Source organism: Legionella stuttgartensis, from assembly GCF_977063405.2.
The window spans coordinates 110,052-130,524 of sequence record NZ_CDRUHA020000071.1 but is presented as its reverse complement, the minus strand read 5'-3'; the positions used below and the strand labels follow the sequence as shown (position 1 = coordinate 130,524).

Genomic DNA, 20,473 nt, shown 5'->3' with positions numbered 1-20,473 from the left:
TTAAATTAGAAGGTATTCATAGTATTTTCCCCCAAATTTTAGTACATTAACGAATTTGTTATTTGAAATCTCCAGAGGATTATTTAGGCCATGCTGAATACGTTGATTAAGAAAATGTTTGGAAGCCGAAATGAGCGTACATTGCGGCGTATGGAAAAGGCAGTAATGGCAATCAATGCATTTGAACCGCAAATGAAAGCATTGACGGATGCTGAGTTGGCTGCAAAAACCCAGCATTTTAGAGCACGTTTTGCAGAAGGTGAAAGCCTTGATGAAATGTTGGCGGAGGCTTTTGCCACAGTAAGAGAAGCTTCTATACGGACTTTAGGTCTGCGCCATTTTGATGTGCAATTGATTGGTGGAATGGTACTGCATGAAGGTAATATTGCTGAAATGCGTACTGGGGAAGGTAAAACACTGGTAGCAACTTTGCCTGCATATTTGAATGCAATTAGTGGACGTGGTGTACATGTTGTTACTGTGAATGATTATCTCGCTAAACGCGACAGTCAATGGATGAAACCTATATTTGAGTTTTTGGGATTAACTGTTGGTGTGATTTATCCCGATATGTCTCATTCAGCAAAGCAAGAAGCTTATCGTTGCGATATCGTTTATGGAACGAACAATGAATACGGTTTTGATTACTTACGTGATAATATGGCATTTAGTCTTGAAGACAAGGTACAACGCGAGTTGAATTTTGCCATCGTGGATGAAGTAGACTCTATTCTAATCGATGAGGCACGTACACCTCTCATTATTTCGGGTGCTGCTGAAGATAGTTCTGAACTTTATATTAAAATTAATTCATTGATTCCTCATTTGAAGAAACAAGAAGAAGAGGGTGGTGAAGGAGATTATACTGTTGATGAGAAGCAAAAGCAGGCACATCTTACAGATGTAGGTCATCAACATATCGAAGAATTGCTGGTTAAAGCTAAGCTTCTGGACCAGGGTGAAAGTTTATATCACGCTAGCAACATTATGTTGATGCATCATGTTAATGCAGCATTAAAAGCTCATGCTATGTTCCATCGCGATGTGGATTATATTGTTAAGGATGGACAGGTTATTATTGTTGACGAGCACACTGGTCGTACAATGCCTGGTCGACGATGGTCTGAAGGCTTGCATCAAGCGGTTGAAGCTAAAGAAGGTGCTTCCATTCAAAATGAAAATCAAACTCTTGCTTCAATTACATTCCAGAATTTTTTCCGTATGTATAATAAGTTGTCGGGGATGACTGGAACCGCGGATACTGAAGCGTATGAATTACAGCAGATTTATAATCTTGATGTGGTTGTAATTCCAACCAATAAACCAATGGTACGAAAAGATGAATCGGATCTGGTTTATTTAACACAGCAAGATAAATTTCAAGCTGTTATCGCAGACATCCGTGAGTGTATTGCTCGAAAACAACCTGTTCTTGTAGGTACTGTTTCTATTGAGGCATCTGAATTTTTAAGTCAATTTCTTAAAAAAGAACATATCAAGCATCAAGTGCTTAATGCGAAATTCCATGAAAAAGAAGCACAGATTATTGCTGAAGCAGGGCGTCCAGGTTCTGTGACTATTGCTACTAATATGGCGGGCCGAGGAACAGATATTGTTCTAGGCGGAAGCTTGTCTGCTGATCTTGCCCAACTACCTGAAAATGCAAGTGCAGAAGAAATCGATGCTGTAAAACAAGTATGGCAGAAGCGTCATGACGAAGTAATTGCTGCTGGTGGATTAAGAATTATAGGTTCTGAGCGCCATGAATCCCGTCGAATTGACAATCAGTTACGGGGTCGTTCAGGTCGTCAGGGTGATGTGGGAAGCAGTCGTTTCTACTTATCACTTGAAGATAATTTAATGCGCATATTTGCTTCTGATCGTGTTGCATCGATGATGCGCCGTTTAGGAATGAAGCCTGGGGAGCCAATCGAGCACAGTTTAGTAACCAAAGCGATTGAGAATGCCCAACGGAAACTTGAGGGGCATCATTTTGATGTTAGGAAACAGTTGTTGGATTATGACAATGTGGCTAATGATCAAAGACAGGTTATTTATACACAGCGTGCCTCAATCATGGATATGACCGATACGGAAGAAATGGTCAATATAATGAGAGAGGAAGTCATATCGAATCTTGTTGATACGTACATTCCTCCACAAAGTTTGGAAGATCAGTGGGATCCAAAATCTTTAAGTGATGTACTTGCTGATGAGTTCAAACTTAAGGCTCCTGTGCTTGAATGGATCGAAGAAGATCATCATATTCAACCAGAGCAAATCAAAGATAAGATTCTTGATATTGCAGCAAAAAAATACGATGAAAAAGTAAAGCAAGCGGGTAGAGCTACATTGTCTCAGTTCGAAAAATCAGTGATTTTGCAAACTTTAGATAATCAATGGCGTGAACACTTAGCGGTAATGGATCAATTACGCCAAGGAATTCATTTACGTGGCTATGCACAAAAAGATCCAAAACAAGAGTATAAAAAAGAAGCGTTTGCCTTGTTTACAACGATGCTTGATACTTTGAAATATGATGTAACTCGTTTAATTTCTTCAGTGGAAATTCAAACTGAAGAAGATGTAAATGCCGTTGAGGAGCAGCGACGAGCTGAGCAAGTGAGTAAAATGAGCTTACAACACGGTAATTATGTTGATGAAAATGAGGAAGAGGCATCTCAAACACAAACCTACAGAAGACACGAGAAAAAAATTGGTCGAAACGATCCTTGTCCATGTGGTTCGGGTAAAAAATATAAAGCATGCCATGGAAGTTTGGCGTGAAGATAGAAGTTGCTGTTGCAGTTATTGTAGATGAACAGCAGCGTATCTTGATTACCCAGCGTCCTTTCCATGTTCCGCATGGAGGATGTTGGGAGTTTCCTGGCGGAAAGTTGGAGCCTGATGAGCCTTCGGGAGCTGCTTTGATTCGAGAAATCAAGGAAGAGATTGGCTTAGATGTCTTGCATTACAAATTATTGGGTGAAATTAATCACAAATATTCTGATAAAGAAGTAAAATTAATTATTTTTCTTGTTAATCAATTTGCTGGAGCCCCTTCATGCCAGGAAGGTCAGTTGGCTATGAAATGGGTTTATCAGCATGAACTAAATCCCAAACAATTTCCTGAAGCAAATCATAAAGTAATTGCAATGGTACAGAGTTATTTATGCTGTAGAGATTCTTTATGAAAGGCAGATAAATTTTTCCTAAAGATGCATCAACTCAAAGAGTAAGCTCAGGAGATCCTTCGTCAAACACTCTCAGGATGATGTGCTTCTGGAGGCGGGGCGTCAGCTTAATTAATATTCATTAGTTAAAATCAATATATAGTGGAGCATGATCCGAGACCTCATCGTTCAATACAGAAAATTCATGAATGATAATATCTGGCGAAGTCAGAACATAATCTGCAAACTTTTCTTCTTTTTTGTAATAACGAGTTCTTGTTGAACTGACGTTGTTAATTTTTATTAAATTATTCATGCCTTGTTCAAGGATATGCATGCTTTTTGTGTCAGGTCTTAAGTTAAAGTCACCACATAATATCTTAGGAGTATTAATAGTATCCATAAAATGACGAATGCGTTGTGATTGATTGATTCGCTCCGGTGTATCACTTTTACCTTGTCCATTCCAGAGTCCATGAACATTCAGTATGGAGTAAATTTTTTTATCTACTTCACATTCGACCCACTGCAAATTTCTCGGATGATTCAATCCTATTCCTGGGTAATGTTGTTTTTGATGAATATTTATATCTCCTTCTCCTAAAATATCGATATTGTTTTTCAATAACATTGCAATTCCATAAATATTTTCGACAGCGGGTTTGAAAATAGCAAAATGATTAGGAAGGAGCTGCTGCAGGTCTGTAAAAATATTCAGACTAAGTTCCCTATCTTCTTCAGTTACAGTACGATGAGCGTTGTAATATACTTCTTGAAAGCAAAATACATCAATATCATGATGTTGATTGATAAAATCTAATAAAGGGTTCCGTAGGTGTCCTCCCCACAAATTTAAAGTAATTAATTTCATTGATTATTGAATTCCTTTTTTCCTTAGTCGTGCGATTTGACAGAAAAATAAGTGCTTTCTTTCAGCGAGTACAGAGATAATTAGCTGTTACATATTATTTTTTGACTTCCGTAGATATGTATTATGTAAATCATTTACTTCTTTAGTTAATGCGTCAATATCCATATGATTATCAATTACATCATCAGCACTTTCGAGACGAATATGAAGAGCTGGTTGAGCCGATAAAATTGCCTGGGCTTGTTTGGTACTGCATTTATCCCGCTGCATCAAACGTGCTATTTGTATATCTTTTGGTGCGCGGACAAGCAAAATTCGATTGATATAAGGGTAAGCTTGTTTTGTAATGAGTAAAGGTATTTCTACAATACAATAAGGTGTCGTGCAGGTATCAACTTGTTTTTTTATTTCTTGGCGGATAAGAGGATGTAAGAGATTCTCAAGCCAGTCTCGTTCTTTATGATTAGAAAATATTATTTCTCTTAGTTTGCTACGATCCAACTCTCCATCTTGTTTTAGAACTATATGGCCGTAATGATCTACGATTTTTTTATAGGCGAGCTCATGCCTTTGAGTCAGCTCTCTTGATATTATGTCAGCATAAATCACCTTGATACCTAGTTTCGAAAAAAGCTCAGCAACCGTGGTTTTTCCACTCGCTATATCACCTGTTAGTCCAACACAATAAACCATATTCTTTAAGTCTCATTTCTATTCATACATGTTACTACATTAATATAACAAGTATAAGGGACGGGGCTTTTGTGTTTGCAATATGCAAGAGCAGCTAATGCAGCATCTTCTCGAGTTGGATAAAGATTACTGTGCCATCTTAAGGCCTCTCTATCCAAAGCAGTACATCGCCACATGGGCGTTACATCGGCACCATGAATAAATCTGGCGCAACTTGCTTTGGATGTTTTACACGTAGCAGGGACGGTGCTGTTTTTTTTGCATTCAGAGTACGAAAGATTTAAAGCTATTTTTTGATAAGCGCTTTGGGTCGTCCATTTTGTTTGGGTTGCATCGAGAGTGGAGCATTGCCAATAATTTCCTGCAGTGTTTATTGGTTCAGCAAAGCTTGACACTGGGATGCATAGAACAAGAAAAAAACAACATCTTATGCACTTATTCATTTTTTTCTCCTTGAAGCAGTTCGATTAACTCTTCTATATGTAACGCCTTAGAAAAATACCAGCCCTGTATAAGTCCAACCTCGTTTTGTAATAAATAATTTAATTGTTCTTTAGTTTCTACCCCTTCTGCAATAATAGTTAAATTAATTTTTTTTGCTAAGTGAATAATTGCATCATTTAATGTTTCTGCGATTGCTTTTGTACCGATAGCATGAATAAATAATTTGTCGATTTTAAGGTAATTGAAAGGATAGTATTGCAAGTAGCTGATACTTGAATGTCCTGTTCCATAATCGTCTATAGCTAATGAATATCCAATGTTTCTAAGCTCTTGTAGTCTGTTGAGATAAATTTCATTATTCATATCAAGTAAATAACGTTCTGTTATTTCTAATAATATTTGTTTGGGTGAAATGGAATAGTGGTCTATCAGCTTATAAAATTGAGCGAAAAATTGACTATCGGTAAAATGGAGCGCACAAATATTAAATGCTAGATGAAAATTAGGTTGTATATCCAAGATATTTTTAGCTTCTTTAAATGCTATTTCGATAATTTGTAGGGTAATAGGGACGATTAAGCCCGTGTCTTCAGCTTCCTCGATAAACAAATCAGGCATTATAATTTCATTACCATGATCTTGCCATCTTAATAAAACCTCTGCCCCAGAATAGGCATTGCATTGGGTGTCAAATAATGGCTGATAAACAGGGTAAAATTGTCCGCTCTTAATAGCCTGTTTTATTGCACCGTGTAATGAGTAATATTTATTAAACTTATTTTTAATCAAAAAATATAAGAAAATTGAGAATATTAAAATATCAAGCGTCAGTAGGATTTGGTTATATAAGAGGTTGTTAATAAAAGTTTGATCGGGGCCTTCAACAGTAAGTACGATACCATTAAGGCTCTTTAATTTAGCACTAACAAGTTGTTTTTTTACAACAATGGGTAATTGATCTGTCCATGAGTTATTAGCATGTTTTCCAATCTGGATAATTTCTTTTTTCTGATTCACTGCGTATAACGTAGTCGTATGTATTCCATTTTCTGGAATATTTAATTCCTCTTGGAGTACTGGAGATAAGACGATCATTTCTACTTGATAGATACCTATTTTTTTTTGGATTAAATAAATGGGGTTAATAAACATAGGGAGTTTTAACGGACCTATAATGGAGCTACTAATATCGTGATTTAAATTAATAGTTTTATTTTGCGGTAATGTGGAGCATGTAATCTGATGCTTTTGGTCATGAATTACCAATCCAGAAACCTTCGGATGATTCATAACAATCTGTTGTAAATAAGGATCAAAATCATCCTTACAATTTAGGTTGTTCTTTTGATACCTAGGTATTTTGTCTATTTCATGAAAAACATCATTGATAAAACGGTCGATTTCCTTAACTCGTATATTGGTAATTTCAGTAATAAAATTAAAAGAATTCGTAACACTGTTATGCCAATTAATATAAGAAAAAGCTAAAAGTAAAAAGATGGTGAACAATATCCAGAATAGCCTCAATCGCTGGTAGACAATAAATGCCATGTTTCTGAGTATTTTTCGCATGATTTACGGCGCTGCATAGGCTCCCTTTATAGAGTGTAGTGTTATTTCCGCTAATTTCCCAATTACTTCATGATTTGTATTTAATGGAGGCAGCCAGTAAAGGGTTTTACCTATAGGTCTTATTAAAGCGCCACGGTTTAGTGCTTCCTGATACACCTTATTGCCAATGCGGTGAAGTTCTGTGTCCTCTAGATCTGCTGCGACAACGGATCCAATTCCTCGGACATTACTTAATTTACCAGAGAGTTGTGCTACTTCACTTAAAGAGGCAAACATGTACTCACCTAGCTTTTGAGCTTGCTCGATGATTTTTTCTTCATGCATAACGCGAATGGTTGCTAATGCAGCGCTGACAGCGAGTGGATTTCCACTATATGTATGGGAATGTAAGAAGGATTTTCCGCTCCCATAATCTGCATAAAAAAGATCAAAAATTGAGCTATCGATCATCACGCAGCTTAGAGGGATCGAGCCAGAAGTTAATCCTTTGGATAAACAAATAAGGTCTGGCTCAACATCGGCATGATGGGACGCTAGCCATTTACCCGTGCGACCCATTCCAGTCATTATTTCATCAGCGATAAGATAAATATTTTTGCTTTTAGCCCAGGCTGATAATTTTTTAAGGAAATCGGGGCTATAACACAACATTCCACCCGCGCCTTGAACTAAGGGCTCTACTACGATAGCACAGACTTTGTTGCTAATTGCTTCTAATTCTTTTTCAACAACTGGCCAATAGGTGTCGCAATTATCCCACAAAGAATCTTTTTGGCCCGAAATGTAGGGAATATTTTCAATGTAATGACAGGTAAGACCGAATGAGTCGTATGGAGCTTTATAAAGACCTAGATCACTGATACTCATTGTGCCTAGTGTTTCCCCATGATATCCATTTTTAAGCGCAACAAACTGATTCCTATCTTCATAGCCTTTAATTTGATTGGCATGTATTGCTAGTTTCATGGCGATTTCAACAGCGCTGGCTCCATCACTTGCAAAAAAAACATGTTGTTTTTTAGTAATTTGGGATAACTCTTCTGCTAACTCAACAAGTTGCGGGTGTGTCGTATTTGCGGTAATAACATGTTCAAAGCGATTCATTTGATCCTTTATCGCTGCAATCACGGCAGGATGGCCGTGCCCCAAGGATTTACACCACCAGCTGGAGATCGCATCAATTAGAGGACCTTTATTGGTATAGAGATAACTACCATCAGCCTTTTCAATAAACAAAGGAGGGCATGTCTCAAAATCTTTCATTTGGGTACAAGGATGCCAAAAATGTTTTAAATCTCTGCTAATTAATTGATTGACGTTGACCATTTTAAAAATTTTGGTTGACAAGATGGGACGGAACTTTATCATGTCCCTTACCTAAATAAAATGAAAACAATACAAAAATGCAGCGAAGTTAGGTGCTTTCGCTTCACTTAATATCGTTGATTAGGAGGAAACTGTTGTGACTCAAGTTAAGAAGCACTGGTCTGTTTCTGAAATTACCGCACTTTATGAACAACCATTTAATGATTTGTTACATCAAGCACATGCTGTACATAGAGAATATCATCAACCAAATTCATTACAATTTGCTACATTATTAAGTATTAAAACTGGAGCTTGTCCTGAGGATTGTGGCTACTGTTCTCAAAGTGGACATCATAAAACTCATGTTGAAAAAGAAAAATTAATGTCGGTTACTGATGTATTAAAAGCCGCTCAGGAAGCAAAAGAAGGTGGAGCTAAACGTTTTTGTATGGGGGCTGCCTGGCGTTGTCCGCCTGATAAGGCAATGGGTGAATTACAGGAAATGATTAAAGGAGTTAAGTCATTAGGTCTTGAAACCTGCATGACTTTGGGCATGTTAAATCAAGAGCAGGCTGCCAGTTTAAAGGACGCTGGTCTGGATTATTATAATCATAATATTGATACTTCACCTTCTTACTATGAAAAAGTAGTTACAACACGCAAATTTAGTGAGCGACTGGATACATTAAATAATGTTCGATCCGCCGGAATTAATGTGTGTTGTGGTGGCATTTTGGGCTTGGGCGAAACACGTGAAGACCGAATTGAGTTTTTATTAACTTTAGCAAATATGGAAACACCTCCTGAAAGTGTTCCAATTAATCGTTTAATACCAGTAGAGGGGACACCTCTTGCTAAAGCTCAGCCAGTAGAAGGAATTGAGTTAGTACGTACAATTGCAACCGCCAGAATACTGATGCCTCAAAGCGCAATTCGACTAACGGCCGGAAGGACTGAAATGAGTGATGAATTACAGGCCCTTTGTTTCTTTGCAGGTGCAAACTCAGTATTCCTTGGTGATAAGCTATTAACTGAAGAGAACCCCCAACGTGCCAAAGACAAAGCTCTTTTCGGTAAACTCGGTTTAACTGAGATGGTTTAAATGCCTTTAAGTCATAAAATTAAGGATTATACCAATCAGCTGGCACATCAAGGTTTATTGAGAAATAGATTAGTGACAGCTGGGAATTCATCATTAATTCATTTTGACAGCAATGACTATTTATCATTAACAAAAGATAAACGCATTTCTGAAGGGTACCAACGCGGATATACTCTCTATCCTAGTGGTAGTGGGGCTTCTATGTTGCTGAGTGGTTATCATCCCAATCACCGCGCTGTTGAAGAAGCATTTGCCAATTTATTGGCTGTTGACGACTGTATTTTATTTTCATCGGGATATGCAGCAAATCTTGCAGTTACAGCCTTATTGGGACGGTTAAACGTTCATTGTTTTATTGATAAAGAAATTCATGCTTCAATCTATGATGGTTTAGCTTTATCGCAAGTAAACTATACGCGTTATTTGCATAATAATTTAGAGGATTTAAGTCGTAAACTAACCTTAGATTTTAGGAATTCAGCTTTAATCACTGAGGGTATTTTTAGTATGAGTGGCCAATTGGCTCCTTTGGTAAAACTCTCCTCTTTTTGTAATGCGAATAAAAGTGCGCTGTTAGTTGATGAGGCGCATTCTTTTGGGATTTTAGGAAGTAAGGGAAGAGGAGCGACAGCCTATCATGGGTTAACTCAAAATGAAGTTCCATTACGAATTATTCCTTTAGGAAAAGCATATGCGGCGCAAGGTGCCCTAGTTGCAGGTAAAGCTGACTGGATCTATGCGTTGTTACAAGCAGGGCGCTCCGTTATTTATTCAACTGCAGTAAGTCCAGCATTAAGTTATGGCTTATTAAATACATTGGAATTTGTGGTCAACGCAGAAGAGAGACGTTCGAAATTATCGGAGCTTATAATTTTATTTAGATCCTACGTGAAGCAATCTCCATTAGATTGGGCTGATTCCATTAGTCCGATTCAACAACTTAAACTAGGATGCCCACACTTAGCTTTGCATTATGCTCGAGAGTTAAAGGAACGGGGGATAAGTTGCTGTGCGATAAGAGCGCCTACTGTAAGTGTCAAAGCCTCAGGATTACGTATTATTTTGAACTATAATCATACTCCGGAGCAGATTCGTGAGTTATTTAATCAGTTAAGTGTGATTTATGAACATAAACATCCATAGTTACGGAAAAGGATATCCCCTTGTTTTTTTTCATGGATGGGGATTTGACAGTCAGATCTGGTCACCATTAATACCTAAACTTCTCATGGATTACCAATTGATACTCGTTGATTTGCCAGGATTTGGCCATAGCTCAATCATGGACTGGGATTTATTTAAAACACTCTTGCTGAACCAGTTACCGGAGACATTTGCATTAATCGGCTGGTCTATGGGAGGATTATATGCAATGCGTTTGGCAACAGAAGAACCTGATAGAGTCGATTATCTTATTAATGTCACTTCATCACCGCGATTTTTAAATGGCGAGCAATGGTCAGGTGTGTCTCCAGAGATTTTTAAAAAATTCTATGAAAGATTATCAAAAGAACCACATGGCACATTAAAAGAATTTTTAGAGCTCAATGGATTAACATCTGATGGTGAGTCGCAGCATTTACCTAATAAATTGCCCTCTCAAGAAGGATTGGAATCAGGTCTTAAAAGTTTAGAAACTTGGGATTTGCGTGAACAATTAAAGCAATTTAGCAAACCCACTTGTTTTATATTTGGTCGACTTGATCCTATTGTACCGATTAAAACAATGAGTTCGATGCAATTGATCTATCCTGATGGTCATTTTGTGCTATTTAAGAAAGCTGCTCACATGCCATTTTTAACCCATGCAGATTTATTTATTGACGAAGTACGAGGATTTATTAGATGAACCGTTTTTTTATCACAGGCACTGACACAGATTGTGGTAAAACCTATGTTACAGCCCGTTTGGCAAACTATTTCCCTGCATCAGCCGCAATTAAACCTGTAGCAAGCGGATGCATGGAGCTAGATGAGCAGCTGGTGAGTAGTGATGCGCAATATTTACAAAAAAATAGTATCAGTTTGGATGTAATAAATCCTTGGCGTTTTAAGTGGGCTGTATCACCACATATTGCCGCACAGAGCGAGGGAGTTCGCTTATGTGTTAACGAAATTGCAGATTATTGTCTCAATGTGCAAATCGATGGTATTGAAAACTTATTCATTGAAGGTGCTGGGGGATTAATGGTTCCATTAAATGATCATGAAACTTGGATTGATTTTTTAAAGAGTACCGGAATCCCTGTTATTTTTGTTGTTGGCATGAAATTGGGTTGTATTAATCATGCTTTGTTAACAGAAGCGGTGTTGCGTACAAATAATATTCAATGTATGGGATGGATTGCTAATTGCATTGATCCAAACATGCAAGCGTTATCCGCTAATATCGATACATTAAGCCAGAAACTTACTTCTCCTCTTTTGGCTAAAGTGCCTTTTGCTGGTGAACTGACTCTGATTGATTCATTTATTAATACCTATTAACTACATAAGTCGTTTTTTTGTTGCCTACTTGTTGTTTCAATAACACTATTGTATGTTAATGAAGAATTCATTTCATGAAAGGGAAAACTATGTTTACACGAGATAAATTAATACAATCAGTAATGACTGCCTTTTTTGTTCTTGTTGCAACTGGAAGCTCGGCTGCAGATAACAATGACGCGAATACTGCTGCAACAGAAAAATGCTACGGAATTGCAAAAAAAGGAATGAATGATTGTGCTACTGCAACTGCTTCATGCGCTTCTTCTGCAACAAAAGACAAACAAAAAGATGCCTTTATTTTACTACCTAAAGGACTTTGTGAACGAATTGTTGGCGGAAGTCTCAAATCTGAGTAATAATTGAATATAAAAATGATGTAAAATTTACATTGTAAATAAGGATATTGATTATGAAGCATACTCTAGGAAGCTGGTTTTCATCATTGCTTATGGCAATTACATTTTCTACTCCATTATATGCTGCACCTGAAACATATACTTTAGATAAAAATCACACTTATGTGTTGTGGAGTGCTGATCACTTGGGTTTTACAACTCAATATGGTAAATGGTATGCAACTGGACAGTTGGTTCTTGATAAAGACAATCCAAGTCAAAGTAAAGTCAATGTGACAATTGATGTTATGGACATGATTACAGGTCTACCTGAGCTGGATAAACACTTAAAAAGTAATTTGTTTTTTGATGCCGAGCATTATCCTGAAGCAACCTTTGTTAGCAATAAAGTAACCCCACAGGGTGATAATAAAGCAACAGTGGAGGGCACTTTAACACTACGCGGCGTCAGTAAACCAGTGGTATTGCAGGTTACCTTAAATAAAATAGGAATGAATCTGATTAGTAATAAAATGTCAGTTGGGTTTACAGCTACAGGCTCTATAAATCGTTCGGATTTTGGAATCAATGCATTCTTGCCTTCAGTAAGCGATAAAGTAAACCTTTTTATTGGAGCTGAAGGGTATCTGGCACAGGATAAAAAAACAGATCAAGATAAAGACCAGGCCCAAGGTAAAAAATAGGACATTTTATGCAATTCAAAAACAGCTCAACACATTTTGGTATCATTACCATAGTATTTCATTGGGTGATCGCTTTATTAATTATAGGGTTATTGATACTTGGTTTGTATATGGTTTCCATGCCCTGGAATGCCCAAAGACTAAAATACTATGGCTGGCATAAAGAGTATGGTTTGTTAGTACTGTTTTTAGCGATATTAAGGATCATGTGGCGATTAGCAAATGAAAATCCTGAGCTAGCTTTACCTTGGCTGGAAAAAATTGCCGCACGCAGTATGCACTGGGCCTTTTATGTGTTTATGTTTGCCATGCCCATTACTGGTTGGCTAATTACTTCAGCTGCGGGATTGCCGGCTTCATTTTTTGGTTTATTTACCTTGCCTAATCTTATAGCACCTGATGAAAGCAAAAGGATTTTATTTGAATGGATTCATGAATGGTTAGGTTATGCGCTTATTGCGGCAATTTGTCTGCATACCGCAGCGGCTTTAAAACATCATTTTATTAATAAGGATGATATATTACGGAGAATGTTCCCATGAAAATGATTAAGTATTTTCTCGTTCTATTTTTTTTGAATAGTATCAATGCCAATGCGGATGCATTACCTGAATGGACCATAGTCCCTAATGAAAGCAGTATAAGCTTTACTGCAACACAAAATAACGCACCGGTTACGGGCACCTTTAAAGAATTTACGGCAAAAATAGTTGCAGACCCGAAAAATTATCAAAATAGCAGTGTGGAGGTGGTAGTGAATATGAACTCACTTACTACTTCATATGCAGAAATATCCTCAATATTACTCAGCTCAGACTGGTTTAATGCTAAAGAGTTTCCAAAGGCTGAATTTAAGTCGACTAAATTCACAAAAAAGGATGATAAAAATTATGAAGCTACAGGGACTTTAACCATAAAAAATAAGTCATTACCAGTAACACTCACTTTTACAGCGATAGAATCTCCAAAAGACCATCTGCTTGTTGAAGGGCATACTAACCTAAAACGATTAGACTTTGGTATTGGACAAGGTGATTGGTCGAGTACTAGTGAAATAAAAGATGAAGTAACGGTAAATTTCAAAGCAGTTGCTACACGAAAACAATAATTAATTTCAATATCAAATTGAACTGCAACTAAAGTTTGGTGCCATGCTCCAGACTTTAGTAATTTTTTCAAATTATAAACATCTGAGAAGAGCACTCCTCGCCAAAGTAATAATAGACGCTGTTAATTTTCCTACATGTACCAACATTTCTAATCTTGGTTTTTACAAAAAAAATAAAAAATGCTTATACTAAATTGTATATAACCTATGCTAATTGACTATTAATTTGGATTGGTTGTTTGATGTTATTTTACGCATCGTATATAGGAGGTAACTATGGAGTCCAAATCAGAAAAAACAGTAGTTATTTTTTCATCTACAACTAATGCTACAAACGCTTGTACAAGACTCGCGGCAGAAGGAGCTCCATTTAAAGCCGATAAAGCGGTATGGCTCTTGCGGGAAAGTTCTGTCCCTGGGCTATTAACCATTAGCCATTATAGTCATGGATATAAGGATTATGTGCATCAGAGGCTTGGTTTTGTGGGAGGAGAATGGAAGTTCGGACCTAAGGAGTATCATCTAGCTCAGGAATTTTCAAAACGTGCTGAAGCTGCATTTAGCAAAGCGCTACCTGAAAATTCTCACGATAGTTTAGTTAAATTATTAACTGATTGTGGTTATGATGCGCGAAATCAAGTGATTCCTAAACCAAATGAATCTTCTAAAAATGCCATGTTAATAGGCTATACTGAAGATGCATTTACAGAAGCATCATCTACTAAAAATAGATATTCCACTGATTTTTAATTGATACTAGACCATCCATCGTTACCTACGTCGCGTGACTTGTTCGGGGGCTCCAGCAATGAAGCTGTATTCTTTTGTTTTCGCGAATAAGGCGCGGACGTAGGCCCGGAAATGAGCTTAACTTAATAGCATTGATGTATGTTGCGCGTGCTTAGAAAGTGTTCATGCATGCGCTTCAAATCCAACCATTCGAGTAAACATTAGCATGGATAACCTAAGCTATTACAACTAATCATTGCTCCAAAAACCACTTCTTCTTTAATTCAAGAAACTTGGCTTTTTGATTGTCATTTAAAAGTGCAAACATTTTATGTTGCATCATTATCTTACTTCTCAACATAGAGGCTCTTATTATATTTACTTTCTCTATTAAAGCATCAAGTTTTGCCTCATCAATTTTATCAGTTTGAACCAAAGAGTTTATTTGACTACGTAATAGTCGGAGTTGAGCATAGTTTTCTTTGAAGTTGGCTTTGGCATTTTCTTTATATGCTTTTAGTTTGGCTTTTTGATCTGCTGTAAGATTAAGTTCTTGTGCTAACTTATCAAATCGATGAGGAGAATTACAATTTTTGGAATCCCCAATACATGCAAAACTTGGCTGCCCTAAGATTAATACCAATGCGATTGTTGATAGCCAGATAAGTTTTTTCATTATTTATTCCTTATAATAATTAAACTAACTTTCCTGTTTTATATATGTCATGACGATGACGTTAAATGGAGTATAGTCTATGGATTACATAAATACATTATTTAGCAAGAATTAGTAATTATTTGAAAATACTAATTTTTCAAGAGACTGTGACTTAGTATTACGAAATAAATTGTTGACTATTAAATTTAATGATAACAAGAATCATTCAATTTTATTTTTTTATCTTTTGTAAGACTGAAAATGATTGCATCATGACAATGATGCTCGAGTTCTTTGATTAATTTTTGTGTGTATCCATTATGGTGATGAATGGTATGTAGGACATTTTTGAATTGAAGAATATTAAATTCATTGTCCTGGGTAAAGCAACTTAATACGAGTTCCAGATCCCTTATTCTGATACGATTTTTTTCCTTAGAGGCAAAATGTCGCGAAGTGTGTGTTATTTGTTGGATGTATTGTTCTATATCATTTTTTATTGTAGAAAACGAAACAGGTAAGCTTTGAGCAAGCTCTTTTTGCCGTGTGGCAAGTAATTTTGTCCGTGATGCTTGGAGTTTTTTTCCCGAATCCAACCATGAGGAATCATTTAATTCACCTTCGTCGACCCCTAGAAACTTTAGCATTCCTAAAACATTTTCATGCAAGGGAATAGAATTTTGTGAGCGAAAAGCATTCTGTAATCCGTAATGATTAAACGAGAGGGGTTGTATCTCTTTAATAAATTTATCAGAATCCACAACATAACCGCTGAATAATGCGTTTGATATTTGGATTGGACCGGTAGTGCAGACCACAATGGACTTAAGATATAGATCTCGCTCCTTATTCATTAAATAAGCTAGGAACTTATCATCATTTTTTTCTAAAATACGTTTAATTGAAGAATATTCTTTGCTGAAAAAAAGATATTTAATTAGGTTTAATTGAGTCTCGAGATCTTTTCTTAATCTCTTGATTACATCTGTATGAGTTTCTTGAGCTTCGATTTTGTTAAAATCCAAAAATTTATTTGTATCAGTCATTACCTCGTTGATATAAGCTCTAATTTTTAATGAAGAGTCGGATGTATCTGGTGGAATGATTTCTTTGGATTTTGCTATATAAAGTGACTCAGAACGATTTTTCATAAACTTTAAAAGATGACGATTTATAAAGCTGTCGGCGTTTAATTCATTTTCAGTCCGCTCAATAAAATCGGTATCATAATGTGCGAGTCTCGAGATCAGTCCGTTTTGCACCCGCTCAATGTCTTTTTTGGCTGCAATTTCATCTACAATAGCAACAAAATCATTGTTTGACAGAATGAATTCTTTTCTACCCATTTTTAAACTACCGATGTTAAGTAGTATGGGCATTTCAGTTGTAATCAGCTTGGGAAGATTGGAGGTATCAATTGGAAAATCAAAATCTGTGTAAGTACCTTTGTTAAATATTGGTGATAACCATCTTAAAATATCACTTGCAACGGCCAAATTCCCACCTGATTTTAAATTGCAAATTTCTTCCTTATAAAAGTCGTATAATTTTTGTTCATTATCTGATTGAAGCGATGTATGAATTGTATGAGCATCGAGTGAAATAATCTTATGTTCCTTACAAAATTCATTTAACGAATTTAATGATGCATGTGCGAGCAAATTGGAGTCATATACTAAATGAATTGTATCTGTAGGATTTTTTTCACGCATTTCAATTAGACGAATTTGATTTTCCAAATTCATGAATATGTTTGGATTATTACTTAACCAGATTTTTACATGTAAGTTTGGATTATATTGATACATTTTTTATTCTTAATTTTTAGGTTCAATAAAATTACTGCATATAAAAACTAGTTTTTTGTCTCTTCACAGGTGGCAATGAGTAACGCACCCTATATAAAAAGCTTAGCACAAGATAAAAAAAATGATTTGCCACTGAATTTGATTGATGAATTTCATCGAATATGGTATAAATACGGCGCTTTAAATACACACACGGTTCGGCACATACGATAGGGTCCCTTAAGGGTTTCGTATGGGGAGCGTGGAGGAATAACCCTGGAGAATAAATTATGAATATCAGTATGCGTGAATTGCTTGAATCAGGCGCTCATTTCGGACACAGAACACGTTTTTGGAATCCTGAAATGGGTGATTATATATTTGGTTCCCGTAACAAAATTCACATTATCAATCTTGAAAAAACAATGGTAATGCTTAACGATGTGGTCAACTATGTTGGCAGATTGGCATCTAATAAAGCAAAAATTCTATTCGTAGGTACAAAAAGGGCAGCACAAGAGAGTATTCGTGAACATGCGAAGCGTTGTGGTATGCCTTATGTCGATCATCGTTGGTTAGGTGGTATGTTGACCAACTATAAAACTGTTCGTCAATCCATTTTTCGTTTAAAAGAATTAAAAGAAATGAAAGAAAAAGGATTGTTTAACGGTATGATTAAAAAAGAAGCATTGATGCTGACACGTGAACTTGAAAAATTAGAAAGAGGTTTAGGTGGGATTGAGCACATGGGTGGTTTACCTGATGCTCTATTCGTTGTTGATGTTGGCTTCGAGCACATTGCTGTTGAAGAAGCTCATCGATTAAAAATACCTGTTATTGGTGTTGTTGATACCAACAATAGCCCAAGAAATATCGATTATATTATTCCGGGTAATGATGACTCCATGAGAGCAGTTGATATTTACGTACGTTGTATTGCTGATGCAATTTTAGATGCTAAAGGCAGTAATACAGTAGGAGGAGGTTCATCTGACGCTGAATTTGTAGAAGTAGTTGAACAAACTAAAGATGCAGAAAAAGCTGGGGAATAATTAGAATTTAAAATATAGGGGGCTGGGTGTTTGAACACCTAAATTGGCCCCCTTTTTGCTATACGGAGAAATGAAAATGTCAATTAGTGCAAGTTTAGTCATGCAGTTACGTGAGCGTACAGGTGCTGGTATGATGGAATGTAAAAAATTTCTAGTAGCAACCAATGGTGACATAGAGGCTGCAATCATTGAAATGCGTAAAGCAGGCCAAGCCAAAGCAGATAAAAAAGCTGATCGTGTTGCTGCAGAAGGTGTGATAGTAATTGCACGCTCTGCTGACGGACGCCGTGCAGTAATGTTAGAGATTAACAGTGAAACAGATTTTGTTGCTCGTGATGAGAACTTTACTAACTTCGCAAGCACAGTTGCTGATGCTGCATTAAATAGTTCAGCTACTACAATCGAAGAATTGTCTGCGATGGCTCTTTCTTCTGGTGCTACTGTAGAACAAGCTCGTCAAGAGTTAGTGGCAAAAATTGGTGAAAACATTAAATTACGACGTCTAGAGCGCATGGTTTGCGACACCGGAGTTATTGGTTGCTATCTACACGGATCACGAATTGGTGTTATGGCTGCACTAAAAAGTGGTGATGAAGAACTGGCTAAAGACATTGCAATGCACGTTGCAGCGAGCAAACCAATCGTAGTAAGTAAAGATCAAGTATCTACTGACGCTATTGAAAATGAGCGTGAAATTTTTACTGCTCAAGCAAAAGAAAGTGGAAAGCCACAAGAAATTATCGATAAAATGATTGAAGGTAGAATCAACAAGTTTATTGATGAAGTGAGCTTATTAGGTCAGCCATTTGTTAAAAACCCAGATACCAAAGTAGGCCAACTTTTGAAAGAAAAGAATACAGAAGTTCTTGCCTTTGTACGTTATGAAGTTGGTGAAGGGATAGAGAAAAAAGAAGATAACTTTGTTGAAGAAGTGATGGCTCAGGTTCGTACATGATGAATGAAAGTCACCCAACATTAAAATATAAACGTATTCTACTTAAATATAGTGGCGAGGCCCTTATGGGTAAGTCACAATTTGGTATTGATCCTTCGGTCTTGGATACATTAGCGAAGGACATTGCCGAATTAATTAAGATGGGCGTTGAGGTTGGTCTCGTATTAGGTGGTGGTAATTTATTTCGTGGTAAGGCGCTTTCTCAAGCAGGGGTTGGTCGTGTAACTGGCGACCATATGGGTATGCTTGCTACGGTAATGAATGCCTTAGCGGTGAGAGATGCGTTGGAACGTATTGATATGCCTGCGCGTATTATGTCAGCAATTCCCATGCTTGGGGTGGTTGACCCATACCATAGACGCAAAGCAATTGAACATTTGCGCACTGGACATGTAGTAATATTTGCAGCAGGAACTGGAAATCCGTTTTTCACTACTGATACAGCTGCTTGTTTAAGAGCGATTGAAATAGGAGCTGATGTAGTTTTAAAAGCAACTAAAGTAGATGGTGTTTACTCAGAAGATCCTTTTAAAAACCCTAATGCCAAACGATATGATTATTTAAGTTATATTGAAGTTTTAACTCAAGGTTTGGAAGTAATGGACTCTACTGCAATTTGTCTTTGTCAGGATCAAGGCATGCCTTTACAGGTTTTTGATATGACTGCACCCAATGCATTGAGAAGAATTGTATCTGGAGAGCGCGTAGGAACTATAGTCGGAGCTAATCATGATAAATGATATTAAGCAAGATTCAGAAAAGCGAATGAAAAAAACCATTGAGGTGTTACAGACTGATCTGACAAAAATTCGCACGGGAAGAGCAAATGTCGGTTTACTGGATCACGTACAAGTTGATTATTATGGAACTATGACTCCATTAAATCAAATTGCTAATGTTTCCGCTAGTGATTCACGAACCATCTTAGTGACTCCATGGGAAAAATCTATGGTAGCTGCAGTAGAAAAGGCTATTTTGACTTCTGATTTAGGGTTGAATCCTGCTACAGCAGGAAGTGCCATTCGTGTTCCCATGCCGCCATTGACTGAAGAACGAAGAAAAGAGTTAATCAAAGTCGTTCGTAATGAAGGCGAGCAAGGAAAAGTTTCCATTCGTAATATCAGAAGGGATGCGAACACTCAATTAAAAGATTTGGTCAAAGATAAAACTATTTCTGAAGATGATGAGCGTCGTGCAACCGAAGTGATTCAAAAGTTAACTGATAAGTACATCCTTGAAATAGATGCATTATTGGCTGAAAAAGAAAAAGATTTAATGGAAATTTAAGTTTAGTTCAGGCTTGAGGCGAGTAGCCTCAAGCAGCAATGATTCTATTGCAATACATTATCCTTCAAAAATACAAGTAATTCATTTTAATTTTCAAGATATAAATTAAAAACTTTGCAAAAAAGTGTCGCTTTAATCGTATTTTAAGAATTATTAATAGCTCTCTGTTTTTAAAATGCATTTGGTGAAATAATATTTGAGGTTT

General features: G+C 36.7%; 22 protein-coding genes. 15 read left to right on the top strand and 7 right to left on the bottom strand.

What is annotated here, in order from left to right; all coding sequences use genetic code 11:
* Positions 1-90: 90 nt before the first annotated feature.
* Positions 91-2,787, top strand: coding sequence for a preprotein translocase subunit SecA (gene secA / locus ACWTEW_RS25200; protein ID WP_454780844.1), 2,697 nt, complete (start codon positions 91-93; stop codon positions 2,785-2,787).
* Positions 2,784-3,194: an 8-oxo-dGTP diphosphatase MutT gene (gene mutT / locus ACWTEW_RS25195; protein ID WP_454780843.1), complete on the top strand. Its 411-nt coding sequence runs from the start codon at positions 2,784-2,786 to the stop codon at positions 3,192-3,194. Before secA ends, mutT begins: the two co-directional genes overlap by 4 nt.
* A gap of 121 nt (positions 3,195-3,315) precedes the next feature.
* Here mutT and ACWTEW_RS25190 read toward each other — a convergent pair whose 3' ends face one another.
* The 5 genes from ACWTEW_RS25190 to bioA all read right to left on the bottom strand — a co-directional run bounded on the left by ACWTEW_RS25190 (position 3,316) and on the right by bioA (position 8,079).
* Complete coding sequence (locus ACWTEW_RS25190) at positions 3,316-4,044, bottom strand: endonuclease/exonuclease/phosphatase family protein (RefSeq protein WP_454780842.1); 729 nt, start codon at positions 4,042-4,044, stop codon at positions 3,316-3,318.
* Between the two features lie 87 nt (positions 4,045-4,131).
* Positions 4,132-4,737 (bottom strand): dephospho-CoA kinase, encoded by a 606-nt coding sequence (gene coaE / locus ACWTEW_RS25185; protein WP_454780841.1) that lies wholly within the window; start codon positions 4,735-4,737, stop codon positions 4,132-4,134.
* A 5-nt stretch (positions 4,738-4,742) separates the two neighbouring features.
* Positions 4,743-5,180, bottom strand: coding sequence for a hypothetical protein (locus ACWTEW_RS25180; RefSeq protein WP_454780840.1), 438 nt, complete (start codon positions 5,178-5,180; stop codon positions 4,743-4,745).
* Complete coding sequence (locus tag ACWTEW_RS25175; RefSeq protein WP_454780839.1) at positions 5,173-6,753, bottom strand: EAL domain-containing protein; 1,581 nt, start codon at positions 6,751-6,753, stop codon at positions 5,173-5,175. The genes ACWTEW_RS25180 and ACWTEW_RS25175 overlap by 8 nt, the downstream gene beginning before the upstream one ends.
* 3 nt (positions 6,754-6,756) lie before the next feature.
* Complete coding sequence (gene bioA, locus ACWTEW_RS25170; RefSeq protein WP_483099565.1) at positions 6,757-8,079, bottom strand: adenosylmethionine--8-amino-7-oxononanoate transaminase; 1,323 nt, start codon at positions 8,077-8,079, stop codon at positions 6,757-6,759.
* Between the two features lie 136 nt (positions 8,080-8,215).
* Here bioA and bioB point away from each other — a divergent pair, with 136 nt between their 5' ends.
* The 9 genes from bioB (at position 8,216) to ACWTEW_RS25125 (ending at position 14,550) form a co-directional block, all read left to right on the top strand.
* Positions 8,216-9,163: a biotin synthase BioB gene (bioB, locus tag ACWTEW_RS25165; protein WP_454780837.1), complete on the top strand. Its 948-nt coding sequence runs from the start codon at positions 8,216-8,218 to the stop codon at positions 9,161-9,163.
* Entirely contained in the window at positions 9,164-10,306 is a 1,143-nt protein-coding gene (locus ACWTEW_RS25160) for an aminotransferase class I/II-fold pyridoxal phosphate-dependent enzyme (RefSeq protein ID WP_454780836.1), read from the top strand.
* Positions 10,287-11,012, top strand: a complete 726-nt coding sequence (locus tag ACWTEW_RS25155) for an alpha/beta fold hydrolase (RefSeq protein WP_454780835.1) — start codon at positions 10,287-10,289, stop codon at positions 11,010-11,012. The genes ACWTEW_RS25160 and ACWTEW_RS25155 overlap by 20 nt, the downstream gene beginning before the upstream one ends.
* Positions 11,009-11,650 carry a dethiobiotin synthase gene (gene bioD, locus ACWTEW_RS25150; RefSeq protein ID WP_454780834.1) on the top strand — a complete coding sequence of 214 codons (642 nt, stop codon included), beginning with the start codon at positions 11,009-11,011 and terminating at the stop codon, positions 11,648-11,650. Before ACWTEW_RS25155 ends, bioD begins: the two co-directional genes overlap by 4 nt.
* An 89-nt stretch (positions 11,651-11,739) precedes the next feature.
* Positions 11,740-12,009 carry a BufA1 family periplasmic bufferin-type metallophore gene (locus tag ACWTEW_RS25145; protein ID WP_454780833.1) on the top strand — a complete coding sequence of 90 codons (270 nt, stop codon included), beginning with the start codon at positions 11,740-11,742 and terminating at the stop codon, positions 12,007-12,009.
* A gap of 53 nt (positions 12,010-12,062) precedes the next feature.
* Complete coding sequence (locus tag ACWTEW_RS25140; RefSeq protein ID WP_454780832.1) at positions 12,063-12,692, top strand: YceI family protein; 630 nt, start codon at positions 12,063-12,065, stop codon at positions 12,690-12,692.
* Positions 12,693-12,700: 8 nt separating this feature from the next.
* Positions 12,701-13,234, top strand: coding sequence for a cytochrome b (locus tag ACWTEW_RS25135; RefSeq protein WP_454780831.1), 534 nt, complete (start codon positions 12,701-12,703; stop codon positions 13,232-13,234).
* On the top strand, positions 13,231-13,800 hold the full coding sequence (locus ACWTEW_RS25130; protein WP_454780830.1) for a YceI family protein: 570 nt from the start codon (positions 13,231-13,233) through the stop codon (positions 13,798-13,800). Before ACWTEW_RS25135 ends, ACWTEW_RS25130 begins: the two co-directional genes overlap by 4 nt.
* Positions 13,801-14,076: 276 nt before the next feature.
* Entirely contained in the window at positions 14,077-14,550 is a 474-nt protein-coding gene (locus ACWTEW_RS25125; RefSeq protein ID WP_454780829.1) for a hypothetical protein, read from the top strand.
* 232 nt (positions 14,551-14,782) lie between these two features.
* Here ACWTEW_RS25125 and ACWTEW_RS25120 read toward each other — a convergent pair whose 3' ends face one another.
* Both ACWTEW_RS25120 and ACWTEW_RS25115 read right to left on the bottom strand, forming a co-directional pair.
* Positions 14,783-15,205 carry a Spy/CpxP family protein refolding chaperone gene (locus ACWTEW_RS25120; RefSeq protein WP_454780828.1) on the bottom strand — a complete coding sequence of 141 codons (423 nt, stop codon included), beginning with the start codon at positions 15,203-15,205 and terminating at the stop codon, positions 14,783-14,785.
* Between the two features lie 188 nt (positions 15,206-15,393).
* On the bottom strand, positions 15,394-16,995 hold the full coding sequence (locus tag ACWTEW_RS25115; RefSeq protein ID WP_454780827.1) for a glycosyltransferase family 88 protein: 1,602 nt from the start codon (positions 16,993-16,995) through the stop codon (positions 15,394-15,396).
* A gap of 266 nt (positions 16,996-17,261) precedes the next feature.
* On the opposite strand from ACWTEW_RS25115, the gene rpsB reads away from it, so the two are divergent.
* The 4 genes from rpsB (at position 17,262) to frr (ending at position 20,268) form a co-directional block, all read left to right on the top strand.
* Positions 17,262-18,026: a 30S ribosomal protein S2 gene (rpsB, locus tag ACWTEW_RS25110; RefSeq protein ID WP_454781272.1), complete on the top strand. Its 765-nt coding sequence runs from the start codon at positions 17,262-17,264 to the stop codon at positions 18,024-18,026.
* Positions 18,027-18,102: 76 nt separating this feature from the next.
* On the top strand, positions 18,103-18,981 hold the full coding sequence (gene tsf, locus ACWTEW_RS25105) for a translation elongation factor Ts (protein WP_454780826.1): 879 nt from the start codon (positions 18,103-18,105) through the stop codon (positions 18,979-18,981).
* Positions 18,978-19,721 (top strand): UMP kinase, encoded by a 744-nt coding sequence (pyrH, locus tag ACWTEW_RS25100; protein WP_454780825.1) that lies wholly within the window; start codon positions 18,978-18,980, stop codon positions 19,719-19,721. The genes tsf and pyrH overlap by 4 nt, the downstream gene beginning before the upstream one ends.
* A complete protein-coding gene (frr, locus tag ACWTEW_RS25095; protein WP_454780824.1) occupies positions 19,711-20,268 on the top strand; it encodes a ribosome recycling factor in 558 nt (185 codons plus the stop codon). The genes pyrH and frr overlap by 11 nt, the downstream gene beginning before the upstream one ends.
* Positions 20,269-20,473 lie beyond the last annotated feature (205 nt).